The sequence below is a fragment of the Streptomyces sp. NPDC017940 genome, assembly GCF_044328435.1.
GTDB lineage: Bacteria > Actinomycetota > Actinomycetes > Streptomycetales > Streptomycetaceae > Streptomyces.
Genome location: NZ_JBIRHJ010000008.1, coordinates 244513 through 264150 on the forward strand (window position 1 = coordinate 244513; position 19638 = coordinate 264150).

Annotated in this window: 13 protein-coding genes; 7 read left to right on the plus strand and 6 right to left on the minus strand. The window is 72.7% G+C overall.

The window, feature by feature from the left end:
* The first annotated feature begins 406 nt into the window (after positions 1-406).
* On the plus strand, positions 407-2410 hold the full coding sequence (locus ACH4DX_RS27420; protein WP_398157133.1) for an FUSC family protein: 2004 nt from the start codon (positions 407-409) through the stop codon (positions 2408-2410).
* A gap of 26 nt (positions 2411-2436) precedes the next feature.
* On the opposite strand, the gene snpA is transcribed toward ACH4DX_RS27420, so the two are convergent.
* Positions 2437-3120: a snapalysin gene (gene snpA / locus ACH4DX_RS27425; RefSeq protein WP_398119683.1), complete on the minus strand. Its 684-nt coding sequence runs from the start codon at positions 3118-3120 to the stop codon at positions 2437-2439.
* A 209-nt stretch (positions 3121-3329) separates the two neighbouring features.
* Here snpA and ACH4DX_RS27430 point away from each other — a divergent pair, with 209 nt between their 5' ends.
* A complete protein-coding gene (locus ACH4DX_RS27430; protein WP_398157134.1) occupies positions 3330-4406 on the plus strand; it encodes a LysR family transcriptional regulator in 1077 nt (358 codons plus the stop codon).
* Between the two features lie 100 nt (positions 4407-4506).
* On the opposite strand, the gene ACH4DX_RS27435 is transcribed toward ACH4DX_RS27430, so the two are convergent.
* The gene (locus ACH4DX_RS27435; RefSeq protein ID WP_398157135.1) at positions 4507-6651 is read right to left on the minus strand and encodes a PhoX family protein; all 2145 of its coding nucleotides are present in this window, start codon (positions 6649-6651) and stop codon (positions 4507-4509) included.
* Positions 6652-7275: 624 nt separating this feature from the next.
* Here ACH4DX_RS27435 and ACH4DX_RS27440 point away from each other — a divergent pair.
* On the plus strand, positions 7276-8967 hold the full coding sequence (locus ACH4DX_RS27440) for a VWA domain-containing protein (protein WP_398157136.1): 1692 nt from the start codon (positions 7276-7278) through the stop codon (positions 8965-8967).
* Positions 8968-9000: 33 nt separating this feature from the next.
* On the plus strand, positions 9001-10629 hold the full coding sequence (metG, locus tag ACH4DX_RS27445) for a methionine--tRNA ligase (protein WP_398157137.1): 1629 nt from the start codon (positions 9001-9003) through the stop codon (positions 10627-10629).
* Positions 10630-10802: 173 nt separating this feature from the next.
* Here metG and ACH4DX_RS27450 read toward each other — a convergent pair whose 3' ends face one another.
* Positions 10803-11387, minus strand: a complete 585-nt coding sequence (locus tag ACH4DX_RS27450) for a TetR/AcrR family transcriptional regulator (protein ID WP_398157138.1) — start codon at positions 11385-11387, stop codon at positions 10803-10805.
* Between the two features lie 117 nt (positions 11388-11504).
* Between ACH4DX_RS27450 and ACH4DX_RS27455 the strand changes: the two genes are divergently transcribed.
* The 3 genes from ACH4DX_RS27455 to ACH4DX_RS27465 all read left to right on the plus strand — a co-directional run bounded on the left by ACH4DX_RS27455 (position 11505) and on the right by ACH4DX_RS27465 (position 13532).
* Entirely contained in the window at positions 11505-12380 is an 876-nt protein-coding gene (locus tag ACH4DX_RS27455; protein ID WP_398157139.1) for an NAD(P)-dependent oxidoreductase, read from the plus strand.
* A gap of 330 nt (positions 12381-12710) precedes the next feature.
* Entirely contained in the window at positions 12711-13157 is a 447-nt protein-coding gene (locus ACH4DX_RS27460) for an ATP-binding protein (protein WP_398119669.1), read from the plus strand.
* Between the two features lie 147 nt (positions 13158-13304).
* A complete protein-coding gene (locus ACH4DX_RS27465) occupies positions 13305-13532 on the plus strand; it encodes a hypothetical protein (protein WP_398119667.1) in 228 nt (75 codons plus the stop codon).
* A gap of 58 nt (positions 13533-13590) precedes the next feature.
* Here ACH4DX_RS27465 and ACH4DX_RS27470 read toward each other — a convergent pair whose 3' ends face one another.
* The 3 genes from ACH4DX_RS27470 to aspS form a co-directional block, all read right to left on the minus strand.
* Positions 13591-15171, minus strand: coding sequence for an ABC transporter substrate-binding protein (locus tag ACH4DX_RS27470; RefSeq protein ID WP_398157140.1), 1581 nt, complete (start codon positions 15169-15171; stop codon positions 13591-13593).
* A gap of 40 nt (positions 15172-15211) precedes the next feature.
* The gene (locus tag ACH4DX_RS27475; protein ID WP_398157141.1) at positions 15212-17470 is read right to left on the minus strand and encodes a hypothetical protein; all 2259 of its coding nucleotides are present in this window, start codon (positions 17468-17470) and stop codon (positions 15212-15214) included.
* Between the two features lie 276 nt (positions 17471-17746).
* On the minus strand, positions 17747-19609 hold the full coding sequence (gene aspS / locus ACH4DX_RS27480; protein WP_398157142.1) for an aspartate--tRNA ligase: 1863 nt from the start codon (positions 19607-19609) through the stop codon (positions 17747-17749).
* Positions 19610-19638 lie beyond the last annotated feature (29 nt).

Sequence of the window (19638 nt, forward strand, 5' to 3'; positions counted from 1 at the left end):
GCGCGGCTCCAAGCCCGCCCGGTGAGGCTCCAAGCCCGCCCGGCGAAGCTTCCAAGCCCGTCCGGCGCTTGAGGACGAGCGCGTCAGCGCGATTTCAGCCGGTCCGGCGTTTGAGGACGAGCGCGTCAGCGCGATTTCAGCCGGTCCGGCGTTTGAGGACGAGCGCGTCAGCGCGACTTCAGCCCGTCCGGCGTTTGAGGACGAGCGCGCAGCGCGATGGAAGGGCGGGTGGGTGGGGAAAAAGCCTGTCCGGCGTTTGCGGACGAGGCGCGGAGCGCCGATGAGGGGCGGAGCGCCGATGAGGGGCGGGGGTCCAGGGGGCGGCAGACCCATGGTTATCGGGAAAGGGGCGGGACTGGGGCGCCCCGCGAGGGGACAGTCACCCCCCGCCAGCGATAATGACCCCATGCGGAACAGCACGCTCCGGCCCCTCACCCCGCCCGACTGGCTGGTCCGCACGCTGAAGCCACAACCCGCCACCACCCCATGGGCAGCCGTGACCCGCGCCGCACTGGCCATGAGCCTGCCCCTGGCAGCGGGCACCGCGGCAGGCCACCCGGAGTACGGCGCCCTGGCCTCGATGGGCGCCCTGTCCGGCGTCATCGGGGACACGGCGGACGCGTACCGCATGCGCATCCTGAACATCGCCGTCCCCCAACTCTTCGGCGCCCTCGGCGTAACCCTCGGCTCCCTGGTCTTCGGGCACGGCTGGACAGCGGTGGCCGCGGTCACCGCCGTGGCGCTGGTCTCCGGGATGATGTCGACGATCGGCGCCGTCGCCTCCGTATCGGGGCTGCTGCTCCTGCTGAACAGCGTGATCGGCGCGGGCCTCCCCCTGCCGGGCCAGTGGTGGCTCGCCCCGGCCCTGATGACCGGCGGCGGCCTCCTCGTCCTGGCCCTCGCCCTGCTCGCCTGGCCCCTGCGGTCCGGCGTACCGGAGCGCGCCGCGGTCGCGGCGACGTACCGCAGCGCGGCGGCGCTCCTGGAGGCGGCGGGACCGGGCGACGGCGGCGCCGACCGGCACGAGGCCTACGACAGGGCCCGCGCCGACGTCACCGCCGCCCTCAACCAGGCCTACGACCTGGTCCTGGCCCGCCGCACCCGCGACCACGGCCGCAGCCCCGACCTGGTCCGCCTCATCGCCGAGCTCAACGCCGTCACCCCCGTCGTGGAGGCCGCCCCCACCGCCCACCGGTACGGCGAGAGGCTGCCGCCCGAACTCCCCGCGGCCCTGCGCGCCCTCGCCGCCGCCGTGGCCCGCGGCGAACGCCCGGGGGATCCGGCGTACACCGACCTCGGCCTGCCGGAGGACGGGGCCCTGCCGTACGGGCCCGCCGCCCGCGCCGTGCACCACGCCCTGCGGCACGCCGCCGACACCCTCGCCGACCCCGACCCGCTCACGGTGGTGCACGCCGAGGACCGCCTCGGCCGCCCGGCCGCGCTGCGGGTCCGCGCCCGCCGCGCCACCCGCAACGTCATCCTCTCCGGGGCCTCCTGGCGCTACGGCCTGCGCCTGGCCCTGTGCATCGGCATCGCCCAGGCCCTGGTGTCGCTCGTCGACGTACCGCGCTCCTACTGGGTGGCCCTGACCATCACGTTCGTCCTGAAGCCCGACTTCGGCTCGGTGTTCTCACGGGCCGTGCTGCGGGCGCTCGGCACCGTAGCCGGCCTGGTGGTGGCCGCCGCCGTCCTCTCCGTCCTGGAACGCGGCTGGTGGGACGTGCCGGTGGTCCTGGTGCTCGCCGCGCTCGTCCCGGCCCTCACACCCCGCGGCTACGGCTACCAGACGGCCGCCATCACCCCGGTCATCCTGCTCCTGTCCGACGTACTGAACCACCAGGGCTTCGGGCTCGTCGTCCCGCGCCTCGTCGACAGCCTCATGGGCTGCGCCATCGCCCTCGTCGCCGGATACCTGCTCTGGCCGGAGAGCTGGCACACCCGCATCGGGGACCGGCTCGCCGACGCCGTGTCGGACACCGCGCGCTACGTCGAGTGCGCCTTCGGCACCGAGTCCGAGCAGGCACCGGCCGCGCGGGCCAGGATGCGGCGCCGCCTCTACCGCGACCTGTCCGACATCCGCACCGAGTTCCAGCGCGCCCTGACCGAACCGCCGCCCACCGGGGCGCGGGCCGCCGCGTGGTGGCCGCTGGTGGTGGCCGTCGAGCGGATCGTGGACGCGACGACCGCCGCGCGGGTACGGGTCCGCCACGGGGCGCGGCCGCCGGGCCCCGCGGAGGTCGCCGAGGTCTCCCGGCAGCTGCGGGAGCTGGCCGGGGGCCTGCGCGAGGTGGAGGTCCTCGTGCCGGTCCCGGTGGAGTTCACCGGGACCGACGACGGTGTGCTCGGACCGCTCCGCCAGGAAGTGACAGCGGCCCGCGCGGTGGCGTCACCGGGCGGGCAGCTGTCCTGACGCGAGCGTCAGCTACGACGTGGGCGTCAGCCCTGCTTCTGGACCTGCTTCAGCGCCTTGGCGAGGCCGTTGGCCCACAGCTGGTTCACACGGGCCCGCTCCCGCGCGTCGGGCTGGGCGTTGGTGCAGGACGGGCCGGGGCCGCCACCGGACATCAGCTCGGAGCACGGGCCGCGGTAGTTGTCGGGCAGGCCGAGCACGTGGCCCGTCTCGTGGGTGGTCACCCGGGTGGAGTTGTACTGCTGGTTCTGCCGGTAGTCGAGGAAGATGTAGCCGCGCCCGTGGCCGTCGGTGCTCGCGTACGAGCCGCGCGGGTCGTTGCCCTCGCGGTACGAGAAGCTGGCGCCGGACGTGCCCTGGCGGAGCTGGACGTTGGTGACGGCCGCGTTCCAGATGGAGGTGGACGCGGCTATCTGCTGCTGGAACCGCGGCGCCTGCGAGGCGTTGTACGTCACGGTGACGGCCCGGGCGCCGGGGTTGGCGGCCCGCTTCTCGGCGACGGCCTTCACGACGGCCTGGAAGAACGCCTTGTTGGCGGCGGCCTCTTCGCCCGAGCCCGCGTACTTGGCGACGGAGGCGGGCGTGGACACCGAGGAAGCGGTGTCGGCGCCGGCCCGGGGGGAGTCGACGGCCGACGCGACGGACGAGGTCCCGAGAGCGGCGACGGCGAGGCCGAGGGCGGCGGCGACAGACAGGTAACGCTTGTGCATGTGGGGGGCTCCCTGCTCGTTCGATGAAAGGTGAACGTTTCGGTATCCGTGAGTGTCGGGGAGCCGCGCCGCCCCGGGATGATGGCAGATGGCGATAGCACCGCCCTATCGCCGCACATCAGGACACCGGGCATACGTGCCAACTCATGGGGGTCCGTAGGGGTTTGGGTGGCTGGTGGGAGGCCGTGAGCCGCTCTAGTCTCACGCCCATGGAGCTAGAGGTCAGGCACCTCCGCGCACTCTGTGCCATCGCCGATACGGGCAGCCTGCACAAGGCGGCCCGGCAACTCGGCATGAGCCAGCCCTCGCTGACCACCCAGCTGCGCCGCATCGAGCACGCCGTCGGCGGTCAGCTCTTCGCCCGTGAGCGCACCGGCTGCCGGCCGACACCGCTCGGGCGCACCGTCCTCAGCCGGGCCCGCCCCCTCGTCGTGGAGATGCGCGCCCTGCTCACCGAGGCGCGCGCGGTGGCGGCCCGAGCCGCCGACGGCACCCCGCAGCTGCGCATCGGCTCCACCGCGAGCCGCGCCATACCGGGGTGGCTGCGCAGGCTGCGCCACCGCATGCCGGAGGCCGACACCTCGCTCCAGATGGACGTCTCCGCGAACGCGCTCCTGCAAATGGTGGCCGCGGGCCAGCTCGACATCGCCTTCGTGCACGAAGTCGAGGGCAGCCCGCTGCGCCTGCCCGAGGGGCTGCGCCGGAGGGTGCTCGTCGAGCGTGAACCCCAGTTCGTGTCGCTCGCCGCCGACCATCCCGCGGCCCGCGAGTCCGTCGTGCACCTCACGGACCTCGCGGCCGACCGCTGGATGGTGGACCCGACGGTCGACGGCGAATGGGACGGACTGCAAAGGGTGTTGCGCGAAGCGGGGCTCAGCCCGCGCGTCCTGCACGGCGATTACCTCACCGCCGCCACCCTCGTCGCCACCGGTGAGGTCGTCACGGTCTGTCAGCCGACCTCGGTGGCGAGGCCCGACATGGCGGTCAGACCCCTGTACGGCGATCCGCTCGGGGTACGGCTGCTCGTCGTGGCCCGCACCACCGCGGAGCTGGACGCGGTCTACGGCGAGCTGGAGGCCGCGTACTGGGAGGCCGCCGCGGAAGCCCCCGCCTACCAGAACTGGCTGCTCGGCACGAGACCCACCACACCGCCCCCGGCCGTGGAACAGGCCCCCGCTCCCCCCGCTCCCCAGGCGGCGGCCCGGCTCCCCCGCCTCACCCCGCGCATCCCGCCGCCGGGCCTCGGACCCGCCCCGGTCCAGAACCTCCGCCCCACCCCGCTGTGACCCTCCGGCACCTGCCGGGCGCCCCCCTGCCCGCGGGCGGAGGAGGGCGCCGTCGTCAGGACGCCGTCAGGTCGTCGTTCGGGCGCCGTCGTCAGGGTGCTCAGACGCCGATGTCGGTGCCGTCCTTGCGCCACACCGACACGACCGCGGGGCGCACGATCCTGCCGGGCCCGTCGGGCCAGGCGCTCGCGGGCTTCTCGACGGACGCCCCGTCGATCTCGCCCGGGTGCTGCACGGCGACGAGCACCCGCCGGTCCTGCACCAGCGGACCGCAGGTCTCCGCACCCTTGGGCATCGTCAGGAACTGCTTGAGTTCACCGCGCCGCTCACCCTTGGTGGCGACACCGAACAGGCCGTCGTGGGAGCCGAGCTGCGCGCCGTCCGTGGAGATCCACAGGTTTCCGTGCGGGTCGAAGGTGACGTTGTCCGGGCAGGAGATGGGGCTGACCTTGTCCTTCGGGAAGCCCGCGAAGTACGTGGCCGGGTCGTTCGGGTCGCCCGCGACGAGGAAGAGGTTCCAGGCGAAGCGGGTGGACTCCGGGCGGTTGCGGGACTCCGTCAGCTCCAGGATCTGGCCGTGCTTGTTGAGGTTGCGCGGGTTGGCCTCGTCGGCGCCCGCCTTGCCGGGCTTGCCGCGGTCGGTGTTGTTCGTCAGGGCGACGTACACCTTGCCGCTCTGCGGCGACGGCTCGATGTCCTCGGGGCGGTCCATCTTCGTGGCGCCCACCTTGTCGCCCGCGAGGCGCGTGAAGACGTACACCTCGTCGGCGGACATGCCCTCGACGTGGGACACGGCCTTGCCGCCCGCGTACGAGGTGGCCAGCGGGATCCACGTACCGCTGCCGTCGAACTCGCCGTCGGCCGGGAGCTTGCCCGTGCCGTCGATCTCCTTCTCCGGGGAGTCGCCCGTGAACCTGGCGACGTACAGGGTGCCCTCGTCGAGGAGCGTGAGGTTGTGCTCGCGGGCCCAGCGCGAGTTCCCCTTCGCCATGCGCTTGCTGCCGACGAACTTGTAGACGTAGTCGAAGCGCTCGTCGTCGCCCATGTAGACGACCGGGCGGCCGTCGCTGGTCAGGCGCGGCTGGGCGCCCTCGTGCTTGAAGCGGCCGAGCGCCGTGCGCTTGCGCGGCACCGAGTCGGGGTCGTACGGGTCGAGTTCCACCACCCAGCCGAAGCGGTTGGCCTCGTTCGGCTCCTTGGCGAGGTCGAAGCGGTCGTCGAAGCGCTCCCACTTGCGCTCCGACTCGCCGCCCGAGACGCCGTACCGCTTCAGCCGCGCGGCCTGCGTCGGATCGGTCACCTTCTCCGCGTTGGCGAAGTACTGGTTGAAGTTCTCCTCGCCGTGCAGCGTCGTGCCCCACGGGGTGGTGCCGCCCGCGCAGTTGTTGAGGGTGCCGAGGACGGTGACGCCCCTGGGGTCCGCCTGGGTGCGGACGAACTCGCTGCGGGCGGCGGGGCCCGTGAGGTGGAACTTGCTGGTGACCGTCAGGCGCCGGTTGAGCTGGTGGCGCGGTACGGGACGCAGCGCGCCGGTCCTGCGCTCGCCCTCCACCACGACCACCGAGAGGCCGTGGGCGGCCCAGGCGATCTCGACCTGCTCGCGGGTGGGGTTCTTCGCGTCGTACCCCTTGAACATCAGGATCTCGTCCGTGTACTCGTGGTTGGCCACGAGGACCTGACGGCCGTGGTCCTCGCCGTGCTTCTCGCCGGGCAGCGGGAGCAGGCTGAGGAAGTCGTTGTTGTAGCCGAACTGGCCCGCCTGCGCCTTGGCGGTCTGCTTGTCCGGGTCGAAGGCGGGCGCGCCGCGCAGGATGGGCTCGCCCCAGCGGATCACCACGTTCTGGCCGTAGCCGGTGGGGACGGTGACCGTGTCGGCGGTGTTGGGGGCGACGGGTGTGAAGCGCAGGCCGCGGGCCGCTTTCCTCCCTCTGCGTTTCGCCGCGGCGGCCGCCGCCTGGGCCTCGGCGGACCCGGACGCCGCCTGGGCCTCGGCCGTGCCCGGGCCGAGGGCGAGGCCGCCGGTCGCGGCCGTCGCGACGGTCACGACCGCGGCGGCGCGCACCACCGAGCGGCGGCTGAGCGCGCCCGCTATGACGTCTCCCATGTACGCGTTGTCACTGGTGTTGGGCACCGGGTGGAAGCAGGCGTCGCCACAGCGGAACCGGCACGTCATGGCCGAGCGGCCACCGGAGCCGCCCGGGTGTGAGGTGATCAGAGGCAGCAGCTTGGGCACGGGGTCCTCCATGAAGTGGCCGGTTGGCGGCGCTTTGGCTTCTTTTTGCCGGTGATTCCGGCTGGAGGCTAGGCGGGGCGGTCTGCACGGCGGGGGACTGCGGGTGAACGGCGGGTGAATCCGTGCCCGTTCCGGGCCGCCGGTGCGGGTGCGGCGGGGGCCGCTAACCTTACGTGTCCCTCTTGGCCAGAGGGAGGCTCCGGGAATTCGGGGACACAAGTCACGTGAAGGGTTGCGCACATGGGCATTTGGGATCGCCTGCGGGCTGTCTTCCGACGGTCCCGTAACGAGGCCGCCGCGACGGGGGTCCCGTCACCGTCCCCTGACCCTGCCGCCTCCCCGGCGGGGGCGTCCGACGGCACGTCTGCCCTTCCGGCGGGGTCGTCCGACGGCACGTCCGCCCTTCCCGCGGGGGCACCCGACGGCACGTCTACCCGTCCGGCGGGAGCGTCCGACGGTACGTCTGTCCCTCGGGCACGGGACGCCGACGGCGCGTCCGCCTCGTCCGACGGCACGTCTGTCCCTCCGGGACGGGACGCCGACGGCGCGTCCGCCTCCGGCGTCGGCACGTCCGCCTCCGGTGGCGCCGGGGCCTCCTCCGGTGGTGGGGTCACCGCCGCGCCCGCCGTGACCTCCGTGGGGTCCGCTGCCGCGGAGGCGCTCGTCGCTCAGGCCTTCGACAATGTGTCGGTCCGCGTACCTGCTGCCCGCCGCTCCGCGGCGGATGCCTCCCACCCACCCACCCGTGACCCCGAACAGCCGGGTGCGGGTACGGCGCCGGGGTCCGACGCCGGCACATCCTCCGCCGCACCGGAGGGTTCCCCCACCGGGATCACGGAGCCCGCGAAGCCCGCCGGGGCCACCGAGCCCGCGGAGGCCGTTCGGGCCACTGAGCCCGCAGAGCCCGCCGGGGTTACGGACCCCGCCGAGGCCGCAGAGCCCGACCGGGCCGCCGAGACCCCGGCGCCCGTCCACGCCACGGACCCCGACAAGCCCACCAAGGCCGCGGAGCCCGACCAAACCGCCGAGCCCGCAGAGCCCGCCGGAGTTACGGACCCCGCCGAGCCCATCAGCCCCACCAAGGCCGCCGAGCCCGCCCGGGTCACTGAGCCCGCAGAGCCCGCCGGGGCCACTGAGCCCGAGGACCCCGCCGGGCTTACGAACCCCGACAAGCCCACCAGCCCCACCAAGGCCGCCCAGCCCTCCCAGGCCACCGAGCCCACCGCACCCGTCCGGCCCACGGCCCCCGCAGACCCCACCGGCCCCACCGAGTCCACCTCCCCTGTGGGCACCTGGTCCGCCCAGGGGGCGGAACGGGTGGGCACAGCCCCGGCCGGCGGGAGCGTCGACGACGACGGCACCCCCTCCGACCTCCCGGCGGAGCCGGTGACCCCCGCCGCCCAGCCGCAGAACCCGGCCCCGGCGCAGCCGAGCCCCACCGCGGCGCAGCCGAACCCCACCCCCACCGAGCCCAAGGCCGCCCCGGCGCACCCGGAAGCCCCCACGCCTCCGCAAAGCCCGGCGCACCCGGAAGCCACCACGCCCCCGCAAAGCCCGGCGCAGCCGGACGCCCCCACGCCCCCGCAAAGCCCGGCGCACCCGGAAGCCGGGGGGAAGCCCGCGCTGAGCCTCGCCAGGGTCAAAGCCGCCGCCCCCACCCTCGCCACCGCCTACAAGGCAGCAGGCGCAGCCCTCCGCAAGGGCGGGCAAGCCGGCGTCAGGGCGCCGGTGTACCTCGTCCTCGACCGGTCGGGGTCCATGCGCCCGTACTACAAGGACGGCTCCGTCCAGAACCTGGCCGACCAGACGCTGGCCCTCGCGGCCCACACGGACGCCGGCGAGAACGGCGGCGACGGCCCCACCGTCCACGTGGTGTTCTTCTCGACCGACATCGACGCCACCGCCGACCTCACACTCGACGCCCACGAGAACCGCGTGGACGAACTGCACGCGGCCTGCGGCCGCATGGGCCGCACCAGCTACCACCGCGCGATCGAGGAGGTCGTGGCCCACTACGAGAAGTCGGAGTCGGCCCGCACCGGCGCACCGGCCCTCGTCATCTTCCAGACCGACGGCGCCCCGGACACCAAGGGCCCCGCCACCCAGGCCCTGGCCGACGCCGCCCGCCACCCCCTGTTCTTCTCCTTCGTCGCCTTCGGGGAGAAGGACAGCAAGGCCTTCGACTACCTGCGCAGGCTCAAGGCGGACAACGCCGCGTACTTCCTCGCGGGCGCCGACCCAAGGGAACTCACCGACAAGCAGCTCTACGAGGGCGTCCTCGCCTCCTGGCGACCGGAGGGACCGGCTCCGCGCCAGGGCGAGGTGTGAGTCGATCTTCCTGGGGCCGTTAGGATTTCGACCATGGCGGCCACTGGATCCGAGAAGCAGGGGACGAGCGGGAACGCGAAGGCGTTCTACGTGTCGACCCCCATTTACTACGTCAACGACGCTCCTCACCTGGGCCACGCCTACACGACCGTCGCAGGCGACGTGCTCACGCGCTGGCACCGCCAGCGCGGCGAGAAGGTGTGGTACCTCACCGGCACGGACGAGCACGGTCAGAAGATCATGCGCACGGCCGAGGCGAACGGCGTCTCACCCCAGGAGTGGTGCGACAAGCTCGTGGAGGAGGCCTGGCGGCCCCTCTGGGAGCACCTGGACATCGCGAACGACGACTTCATCCGCACCACGGAGAAGCGCCACACGGACCGGGTGCAGGAGTTCGTCCAGGACCTCTACGACAAGGGCGAGATCTACAAGGGCGGCTACGAGGGCCCGTACTGCGTCGGCTGCGAGGAGTACAAGCTTCCGGGCGAGCTCCTCGACGGCGAGGGCGAGTACGCGGGCGAGAAGCTGTGCCCGATCCACAAGAAGCCGGTCGAGCTGCTCAGCGAGGAGAACTACTTCTTCAAGCTGAGCGAGTACGGCGACAAGCTCCTCGCCCTGTACGAGTCGAACCCGGGCTTCATCCAGCCCGAGTCCGCGCGCAACGAGGTCGTGAACTTCGTCAAGCAGGGGCTCCAGGACCTCTCGATCTCGCGGTCGACGTTCGACTGGGGCGTCAAGGTGCCCTGGGACGACAAGCACGTCATCTACGTGTGGGTCGACGCGCTCCTGAACTACGCCACCGCCGTCGGGTACAACGAGAACCCGGCCAAGTTCGACGGCACCTTCCCCGCCGACGTGCACCTGGTCGGCAAGGACATCCTGCGCTTCCACGCGGTCATCTGGCCCGCGATGCTGATGGCACAGGGCCTGCCCCTGCCCGGCAAGGTCGCCGCCAACGGCTGGCTGATGGTCGGCGGCGAGAAGATGTCCAAGTCGAACCTGACGGGCATCAAGCCGCAGGACCTGACCTCCCACTTCGGCGTCGACGCCTACCGCTGGTACTTCCTGCGCGCCATCGCCTTCGGCCAGGACGGCTCGTTCTCCTGGGAGGACTTCACCGCCCGCTACACCAGCGAGCTGGCCAACGACTACGGCAACCTCGCCTCCCGTGTCGCCGCCATGGTCGGCAAGTACTTCGGCGGCGCGCTGCCCGCCGACGAGGCCCCCGGCACCGCCGAGCAGGCGGTACGCGACGGCCTCGCCACGGCGGTCGCCGAGGCCGACCGGCGCGTCGGCGACGACCTCGACTTCCAGGGCGGCATCCTCGCCGTCTTCGACTTCGTGAAGCAGGTCAACGGCTACATCACGGAGCAGGAGCCGTGGAAGGTCGCCAAGGACGAGTCGCCCGAGGGCAGGGCGCGCCTCGCGACCATCCTCTACACCGCCGCCGAGTCGCTGCGCGCGGTCGCCGTGCTCCTGAACCCCGTCATGCCCGAGACCTCCCAGAAGCTCTGGGACTCCCTCGGCGCCGAGGCCCCGCTGGGCGCCCTCGCCGAGCAGCGGGTCCAGGACGCGGGCACCTGGGGGCAACTCCCCGCCGGGTCCACGGTCACCAAGGGCGCGGTGCTCTTCCCGCGCCTGGAGGAGCCCAAGCAGGGCTGATCCCCGTACGAGATCCCCGTACGAGATCCTCGTACGAAGTCCCCGTACGAAGTCCCCGTACGAAGTCCTGAAGGGCCGGAACCGCGCGTCGGTTCCGGCCCTTCAGGGTTCGCGCACGTCTACGCGTACGCCTGGGTCTACGCGTACGCCTAGGTCTACGCGTACGCCTACGTCTACGCGTACGTGCGGATGAGGCGCGCCAGTTGCCTGCCCGCCGCGCGCAGCGGCTCCTCGCTGCGGCTCACCTGGGCCGTGACCTCCGCGCCCTCCAGCGCGCCGATGACGGTGGTGGCCACCTCGCGGGCCTCCTGGTCGGCGAAGCCGCAGGCGCGGAGCCTCTCGGCGACGATGTCCTCCCAGCCGCGCAGGGCCTCGGCGCACACCTGCTGGATCGCGGACTCGGTACCGAGGGTCTCCAGGGCGGCGGCGGTGACGGGGCAGCCGTCGACCCAGCCGGACTCCCGCAGCCCGCGGGCCAGTTCGACGGCGCAGGCCTCGACGGCGGCGGCCGGGTCGTCCTCGGAGCGGAGCGTGTCCTTGAGGAGCAGGGCGAACTCCTGCTCCCCGTGCCGGAGCGCGGCCACGGCGACGGTCTCCTTGCCTCCCGGGAAGAAGTGGTAGACGGAGCCGAGCGTGGCCTGAGCCTCGTTGGCGATCTGCTTGATGCCGGTGCCGACGTAGCCCTGCCGCTGGATGAGCCGCGCGGCGACCAGGACGATGCGCTGGCGGGTGCTGGGGGGCGCGCTGGGGAGACTCATCCGCCCACCTTACCCACTCTCTAAGTAGAGCGTTCGTTCTAGAGCTGTGCTACGTTTTCGTCCGGCGCTGGATAGAGCGCTCGTTCTAGTCACTTCACGTACTCACTGGGGGCACCCATGTCGCAATCCGTAACCGTCATCGGTCTGGGCCCGATGGGGCAGGCCATGGCCGCCGCGTATCTGGACCGGGGATACGAGGTCACCGTCTGGAACCGCACCCCGTCCCGCGCCGACGCGCTCGTGGCACGCGGCGCCGTGGCGGCCGCGAGCCCCGAGGAGGCGCTGCGCGCCAGCGAGCTGGTGATCCTGAGCCTGATCGACTACGACGCGATGTACACGGCGTTCGAGGGGGCGGAGCAGGCGGTCGCGGGCCGGGTCCTGGTGAACCTCAGCTCGGACGCGCCGGAGAAGGCACGCGCGGCGGCCCGTTGGGTGGCGGGCCTCGGCGGCACGCACCTGACGGGCGGTGTGCTCTCCCCGCCCCCGGGGATCGGCAGCCCGGACATGTCGACCTTCTACAGCGGCCCGCGCGAGACGTACGAGAGGTTCCGCGCGGACCTGGAGGTCATCACCGGCAGGACCGACTACCGGGGCGAGGACCCGGGCCTGGCCGCCCTCATGTACCAGTTGAACATGGTGGTCTTCTGGCCCGCGATGCTCGCGTACTGGCAGGCCGTCGCCCTCGCGGGCGCGCACGGCATCACCGCGTCGGAGATCGCCCCGTACGTGACCGAGAACCACGCGGGCATGGGGCAGTTCATCGACTTCTACGCACCCCGGATCGACGCGGGCAACCACGCGGGCGACGTGGACCGCCTGTCCATGGGCCTGGCGAGCATGGAGCACGTCGTCCACACGAACGCGGACGCGGGCGTGGACACGGCGTTCCCCGAGGCGGTCCTCGACGCCTTCCGGCGCGGCGCGGCGGCGGGCCGCGGCGCGGACAGCTTCAGCAGCATGGTGGAACTGCTCCGCGCCCCGGCGGGCTCCTGAGCGGCCGGCCGGGATCCCGGGTGCCCGGCATCGTGCGCCGCACGGCACCCGGGGCGTGGTCACACCTGGTCACCGGATGAACCGGATCACGGTCACCACCCGCGCGCCGGAGCACGCGGCGCGCGATACCGGATCGTCGCCGGACAGCGCTCACCACCGCATCAACAGCGCTGCTCAAAGCCGTGGTTGAGAAGCCCCGTTCGGATTCAGATTACGGAACGCCCTTGCGTGTGCGAAAAACCTGACCCTACGGTGTGTCACGCCTCGACCACACAGAGCAACGGCCCTGCCGCCAGCCTCCGACTCCACCACGACACACTGGAGTTCCGCATGCACCGCAGCAGCGACACCGGCGACGACCGCACAAGTCCCTGGCAGTACACCCTGCACATCCCCAATGACCTCCGTGCCGTTCCCATCTGTCGTCGCACGCTCGGCGTCATCCTCACCGCTCACGGCCTCCCGCACCTCGCCGAGTCCGCCGAGCTCGTCACCACCGAACTGGTGGCCAACGCCGTCACGCACACCAAGGGCCCGGCGGCCCTGCGCCTGCACTGGTCCGAAGCCGTCCTGCGCATCGAGGTGTGGGACGCGGATCCGACCCCGCCGCGACCACCCTCGCCTCCGGCACGGGACACCCCGCTGCTGGAGGCGGGCCGCGGCCTCGCCCTCGTGAAGGGGTGCGCGGACGGCTGGGGCTGGTATCACCTGGACAGCGCCCCTCTGACCGAGGGGGAGGGCAAGTTCGTGTGGTGCGAGCTGGCCGAGGCGGCGTGACGGGGTAGCCGCCCGCGAGGGGGGCCGGGGAGAGTGACCGGCGACACAGTATGCGCATGGCTTGATGTGCACTGTGACGATGAGCCGTTGATCACTTCGTGACCGGCCTCACTTCGTCTTCACGCCGTCGCACGTACGCTTCACAGTATGCCCACGAATCCCGCTTCCGAGAGCACGCGGACCCCGCGTACCTCCGCCGAGGTGAACGAGGAGATCCGTGCGCTGTGGCTGCGTTGCGGCGGGCGCCTGAGCACCGAGCAACGGCGTGAGTACCAACGCCTGGTGACCGAGTGGGCCGCCGCCGAATCCCTGGCGCACAGCTCCCGGCTCACCCCCGGCCCGCAGGCGCACGCCGCTTCCGAACGCGCCGCCTGACCGGTCGGCCCGATCCGCCGACCGGCCCCGGACCGCCCGTCGCCCGCCCCTCGCCCCTTCACGTCCCGCTCGGCACCACGCAGTCCTTGGGCTGCGGACGCCCCTCCGGCCAGGCCAGGCCGACGAACGCCAGCTTCCGCGTACGGGGGTCGAGTTCGACGACGGCCACCGGCTTGTCGTACGGATTTCCGGCGTTGGTCAGGCACACCCACCCACTGGTTCCGGCCACCCGGTGCGCGGACTCCAGGCGGGACCACTGGGCGGACACCCGTTCGCGCGGCGGCACCGCACCGGCCGACTGGGCGTTCGCCAGGAACACCGCCCGGGTGATCGTGCGCACCCCGTCGTGCACCAGCATGGTGCGGGAGTCGTCGAGCTCGACCGGGCCGATGTCCCCCGCGCCCTCCCGCCCGACGAGCGCACGCAGCTCGTCCAGCTCCCGGGCGGGCTCGACCAGGTGCGCGGGCCGGTTCTTCGCCCCGCGCCCCGCCGACGACCAGGCCGCGGGGTGCCCGGGGGCCGTGTACTGCACGGTGACCGCGGGATCCTTCGCCCCCTCGTCGCCCCGGAGCTTCCTCCAGTCCGCGTCGCTCATGTACCGGTCGAGGGTCGCCGCACCCGAACCGCTCACGACCTTGTACTTCCTGCCGTGGCACGGCACCTCCGCCAGCTTGAGGGCGAAGAGCCGCAGATGGACGGGGCGCCCGGCGAAGTAGACGACCTTCGCCCGGGACTGGCAGATGTTGTGGCCTATCAGGGTGAAGTCGTTGCCGGTCTCCCCCGGGTCGCCGATCGACGGCGAGACGAACGTCTGGTCCTTGGCTCCCGCCCGGCCCGGCTCGTCCCGGCTGAAGGCCCGCGCGAGGGACTCGACGTAGACGTCGTCCGGCCGGGTGTCCCTGACCAGGACGGTCTCGTCGTCGTTGAGGTTGCCGTGGAACGCGGCGAGCGCCTCGGCCTGCTGCTGATTGGTGGGGATCACGCGCGCGAGGCCCCGGAAGCGCGGTTTGCTCTCGCGCCCCTCGGTGTTGGCGAGTTCGTCGGCGCTGGCGCGGCTGATCAGGACGGGGATGCGCAGCTCGTTGGTGAGCCGGTCCACGGCGGCGACCGTGTTGCGCAGACTCAGGTTGAAACCGGTGACCGCGCGCAGATTGTGCCGCGTGGAGTCGGCGAGCACGGCGAGCCGGTCGACGACCCGCGCCTGTTGCCCGTAGTTGCGGCCGGGGTTGGCGAGGACCAGGCGGATCAGCGGCTTCTGCTCGGCGCGGTTCGCGCGGTACTGCGCGAGATAGGCGCCCTGGACGTCGCTGCGCAACTGCGCGCGCTCGGCGTCCGCCTCCGGTTGCAGCGGCAGCATCATGGCCACCGTGATGTGCGGGCGGCCGTCCACGCGCCGGTTCTCCGCGGCGATCGCGTCGCTGACCTTGGTGATCTCCGGTACGCCGAAGTCGTATCCGGAACCGTTCACCCCGATGCACTCGCCGCCGTGCCTCTCCACACCGTCGGCGCAGTTGTCGGGGCCGCCCACGTTCCGCGGTACGACGATCGCCGCCGTCGTCACGACCGCCGCCGCCACCACGATCGTGACGGCCTTCTTCAGGCGCGTCGCCCACAGGTGTTTGTACAGCCAGTTCAGCACCGCGCCCGCCCTCTCCCGCCGTCGTACATCGCCGCCCCCTCTACCCGAGGTGCCGTGTGCACGCGCACGCGCTCAACGGCTGCCTCTCCTGTGCCAGTTGCGCCCACTCGCCCGCCATGCGCGTGAGGACCTCCGTGCCCGGCACCGGCTCGTCCGTGAGCCGGTCGAGCAGCTGCCGCCAGGTGCCCGCCAGCGCCTGGTCGACGGGGCGGGCCCGGTCCTCGTACACCCACACCGCGTGCAGCAGCCGGTCGATCCGGCGCCGCAGCCAGTCGCCGCCGGACGGCGGGGCCTCCCCCAGGGCACGCGCGTGCCGGTCGTCCGGCGCGCCGGCGAGCGGGGCGGCGCAGGGGGCGCCCGCGATCGCGAGCAGTTCCGCGCACCACTCCCGCATCGAGCGGGTGGTGTCGCGCATCGGGAACGCACCGGTCAGATGGTCCACGGCGGCGTCCACGCCGCCCGCCGCGAGATGGTGGTGCGCGGCGTGCGCCGCCGCGGTGCCGCACTGGTCGTCGGCGGCGGAGGGCAGGCGGTCCGCGAAATGTGCGCGCAGCAGCATGTGGTCGGCACGCCAGACGGCGCCATCCGCGCCCGCGCCCTCACCTGTGGCCCCGCCCGCACCCCCCGCGCCCGCGTCCCCGCCGCCCCGCATCCGGTGCAGCCGCCGCATCAGCAGGTGCCGCAGCCCCCGGTCGCCGATGAAGTGGCGCGAGCACTGCGGCCAGCCGCTGTCGGCGAGCAGTTCGTCCACGCGGTACGCGGTAAGGCGCACGTCGCGTCCCTCCTGCCAGGACTGCACGAGGCGCTGCGCGCACGCCCCGGTGTGCGCGACCGAGAGATGGGTGAGCAGGTCGAGCCAGTGCTCGTGCTGCTCGGGCGGCAGCTCCTCGGGGAGCTGGCGGACGATCAGGTCGTCGAGCAGCAGGTCCGCCACGGGCACGGGGCGGCCATCCGGCTCGTCCCGCGACCGCACCGGGGCGTCGAGGAGGTCCCAGTCGGTGAACGCGCCCGGGTCCCGCACCCGCAACGACGCGGCGCCCTCCCCGAGCCGGGTGACGAACCGCGGCCGGCCGCCGCTGAGCCGGTGGACGCCGCTCTCGACCCGCAGCCGCGACGCGTGCTCCTCGGGCGGGTGCCCGCCGGACACCCGCGCCCCCGCGCCGCCGCGGCCGTGCCCCTGGAGCCGGGCGACCTCGTTGTTCTGCTGCTCGGTCGTCAGGGTGGGCATGCGGACGAGCAGGATGCCGCGCGCCGGGGCGACAAGGCCGGGTACGCCGCCCCGCGCGCGCCGCCAGGCGGGCAGCCCGCCGTCGGCGGGGCCCCAGGCCGTCACGGAGCCCGCGTCGGCGTCCGTCGAGCGGTACAGGAAGCGGCCGCCGTCCGCGCGGCGCGCCGTCGCGCACACCACCACCCGGTCGTGGTGCCCGCTCTCCCGGTCGAGCAGGACGGGCCTGAGCAGCCTTCTGCCGAGCGCGTTGTCCGCGTGGTCGAGCAGCACCGCGGGGCGCCCGGCGCGCGCCATCCGGCCGCGCATCGACGCGTACGCCGCCTCGACGTCCTCGCGCAGCGCACGGAACAGGAAGCTCTCGGCGTTGGCGCGCCCCTCGCCGCCCTGCTGGAAGTCCACGCTCAGGGCGTGCAGGCCGAGGCGCGGATGTCCTGCCGCACCCGAGTAGGCGCCGTAGCAGTCCTCCAGGGCCGCCCTGCCCTCCGAGGAGAGCCGCTCGAAGAGTTCGTCGAGGATGGCGGTGATGAGCGGGGTGGCCAGGGGCTGGGCGGCGAGCAGGGCGGCGAGCGCGGCGAGGTAGGCGCGGAACGCCCGGTGCAGGACACCGCCCCAGAAGGAGCCCCTGGGCAGCAGGTCGTCGTGCCTGCGCACCTCTTCGAGGCCGGTGACCGAAGCCGCCAGCGGGTCACCGGCGGCGACCGCCACCAGACCCGCGTACAGGCGCGGCACCGGGATCGCGCCGCCGTCGCCGCCCCACGCCCCGAACTGCACGGCAAGCTCCCGCAGGGCCTCGGTGACGTCGGAGCGGGTAGTGGGGTGCTGGGCGGCGCGCTCGGCGTACACGGGGGCGGCGCAGTCCAGGTGGGCGGCGGGGACATGGCGCCCGAACCCGTCCCGTACGCAGCGCAGCAGCCGTCCCTTGCCCATGCCGGGGCCACCGGTGAGCAGGACGACCGGCAGGTCGGGCCCGTACAGGAGCGGGCGGTTGCGCCCCTTGTGGGTCTTGCCGAGCAGCCGCGCGACCAGCCCGTCGTCGTCCAGCAGCTTGCCGAATCCCAGATCGTCGGACACCGGCCCCCCGATGTGTCGCCGTTCGGCACGTCCTCGGCGCGTTCCCGGCGCGGGGGCGCACGGCGCGCGGTCCCGGCGCGGGTGCGCTCCGAGTGCGCTCCGTACGCGCTTGGTGTGCGCTTGATGAACAGTCAGGGTAGTGGAGTGCCCAGGGGGTTGGGGAGGTTCCGCCCACTCCGGCTCCGTCACCGGGACCCGTACGGCGACAGGGCCCGCCCACGGCGGAGGGGCCCGGAACCATTCGGTTCCGGGCCCCTCCCTGCCGTGCGGCGGACGCTACTCGGCGCCCTGCTCACCCTTGGCAGGGGCGGCTTCCTTGGCGGAGGGGGCTTCCTTGCTGGAGGCGGCTTCCTTGGCGGAGGCGGCCTCGGTGCGGGCCGGGGCGGCCGGCTTGCGCAGGGCGATGTTCAGCTCCCTGAGGCGGGACTCCTCCAGCTCGGTCGGGGCGCCCATCATCAGGTCCTGGGCGTTGCCGTTGAGCGGGAAGGCGATCGTCTCGCGGATGTTGGGCTCGTCGGCGAGCAGCATCACGATGCGGTCGACACCGGGGGCGATGCCGCCGTGCGGCGGGGCGCCGAGGCGGAAGGCGCGCAGCATGCCCGCGAACTCCTGCTCGACGGTCTCGGCCTCGTAACCCGCGATCTCGAAGGCCTTCAGCATGACCTCGGGCTCGTGGTTGCGGATGGCACCGGAGGACAGCTCGATGCCGTTGCAGACGATGTCGTACTGCCAGGCGAGGATGTCGAGCGGGTCCTTCTCCTCCAGGTCCTTCATGCCGCCCTGGGGCATGGAGAAGGGGTTGTGGGAGAAGTCGATCCTCCCGGTGTCCTCGTCCTTCTCGTACATCGGGAAGTCGACGATCCAGCAGAACCGGAAGACGTTCTCCTCGAAGTGCCCGGCGCGCTTGGCGGCCTCGACGCGCACCGCGCCCATGATCTTCGAGACGTCGTCGAACTCGCCCGCGCCGAAGAAGACGGCGTGGCCGGGGGCCAGCGCGAGGCGCTTGGTCAGCTCCTGGACGTCGTCCTCGGTGAGGAACTTGGCGATCGGGCCCGCGAACGCGCCGTCCTCGCCGACGCGGATCCAGGCCAGGCCCTTCGCGCCGTGCTCGACGGCGTACTCACCGAGGCCGTCGAAGAACTTGCGGGACTGCCCGGCGGTGTCCGGCACCGGCAGGGCGCGCACGTGCTTGCCCGCGAACGCCTTGAACCCCGAGTCCGCGAACACATCGGTGATGTCGACCAGTTCGAGCTTGGCGCGCAGGTCGGGCTTGTCGTTGCCGTACTTGAGCATCGACTCGCGGAACGGGATGCGCGGGAACGGCGAGGTGACCTCGCGGCCGCCGCCGAACTCCGTGAACAGCTCCGTCATCAGCTTCTCGATGGGCTGGAAGACGTCCTCCTGCTCGACGAAGGACATCTCCACGTCGAGCTGGTAGAACTCGCCCGGCGAGCGGTCCGCGCGGGCGTCCTCGTCGCGGAAGCACGGCGCGATCTGGAAGTACCGGTCGAAGCCGGAGATCATGAGCAGCTGCTTGAACTGCTGCGGGGCCTGCGGCAGGGCGTAGAACCGGCCCGGGTTCAGCCGCGAGGGGACCACGAAGTCGCGCGCGCCCTCGGGGGAGGTCGCGGTGAGGATCGGGGTCGCCATCTCGTTGAAGCCGAGGGCCACCATCTTCGAGCGGATCGAGGCGATCACGGCGCTGCGCAGCATGATGTTGCGGTGCATGCGCTCGCGGCGCAGGTCGAGGAAGCGGTACTCCAGGCGCCGCTCCTCGTTCACGCCGTCCTCGGCGTTGATCGTGAAGGGCAGCGGGGCGGCCGCACCGAGCACCTCGACCTCGACGGCCTCGATCTCGACCTCGCCGGTGGGCAGCTCCGGGTTCACGTTCTCCGCGCCGCGGGACACGACCTTGCCGTCGACGCGGACGACCGTCTCCTTGGAGAGCTTGTCCAGGGTCTCGGCCGCGGCGGTGCCGGGGCGGGCGACGAGCTGCGTGATGCCGTAGTGGTCGCGGATGTCGATGAAGAGGATGCCGCCCAGGTCGCGCCGATTGTGCAGCCATCCGCTCAGCCGGACGTCGGTGCCGACGTCAGAGGCCCGGAGCTCACCGCACGTGTGCGACCTGTACCGATGCATCGTCGTTCATCCAGTCTTTCGGAATCGGG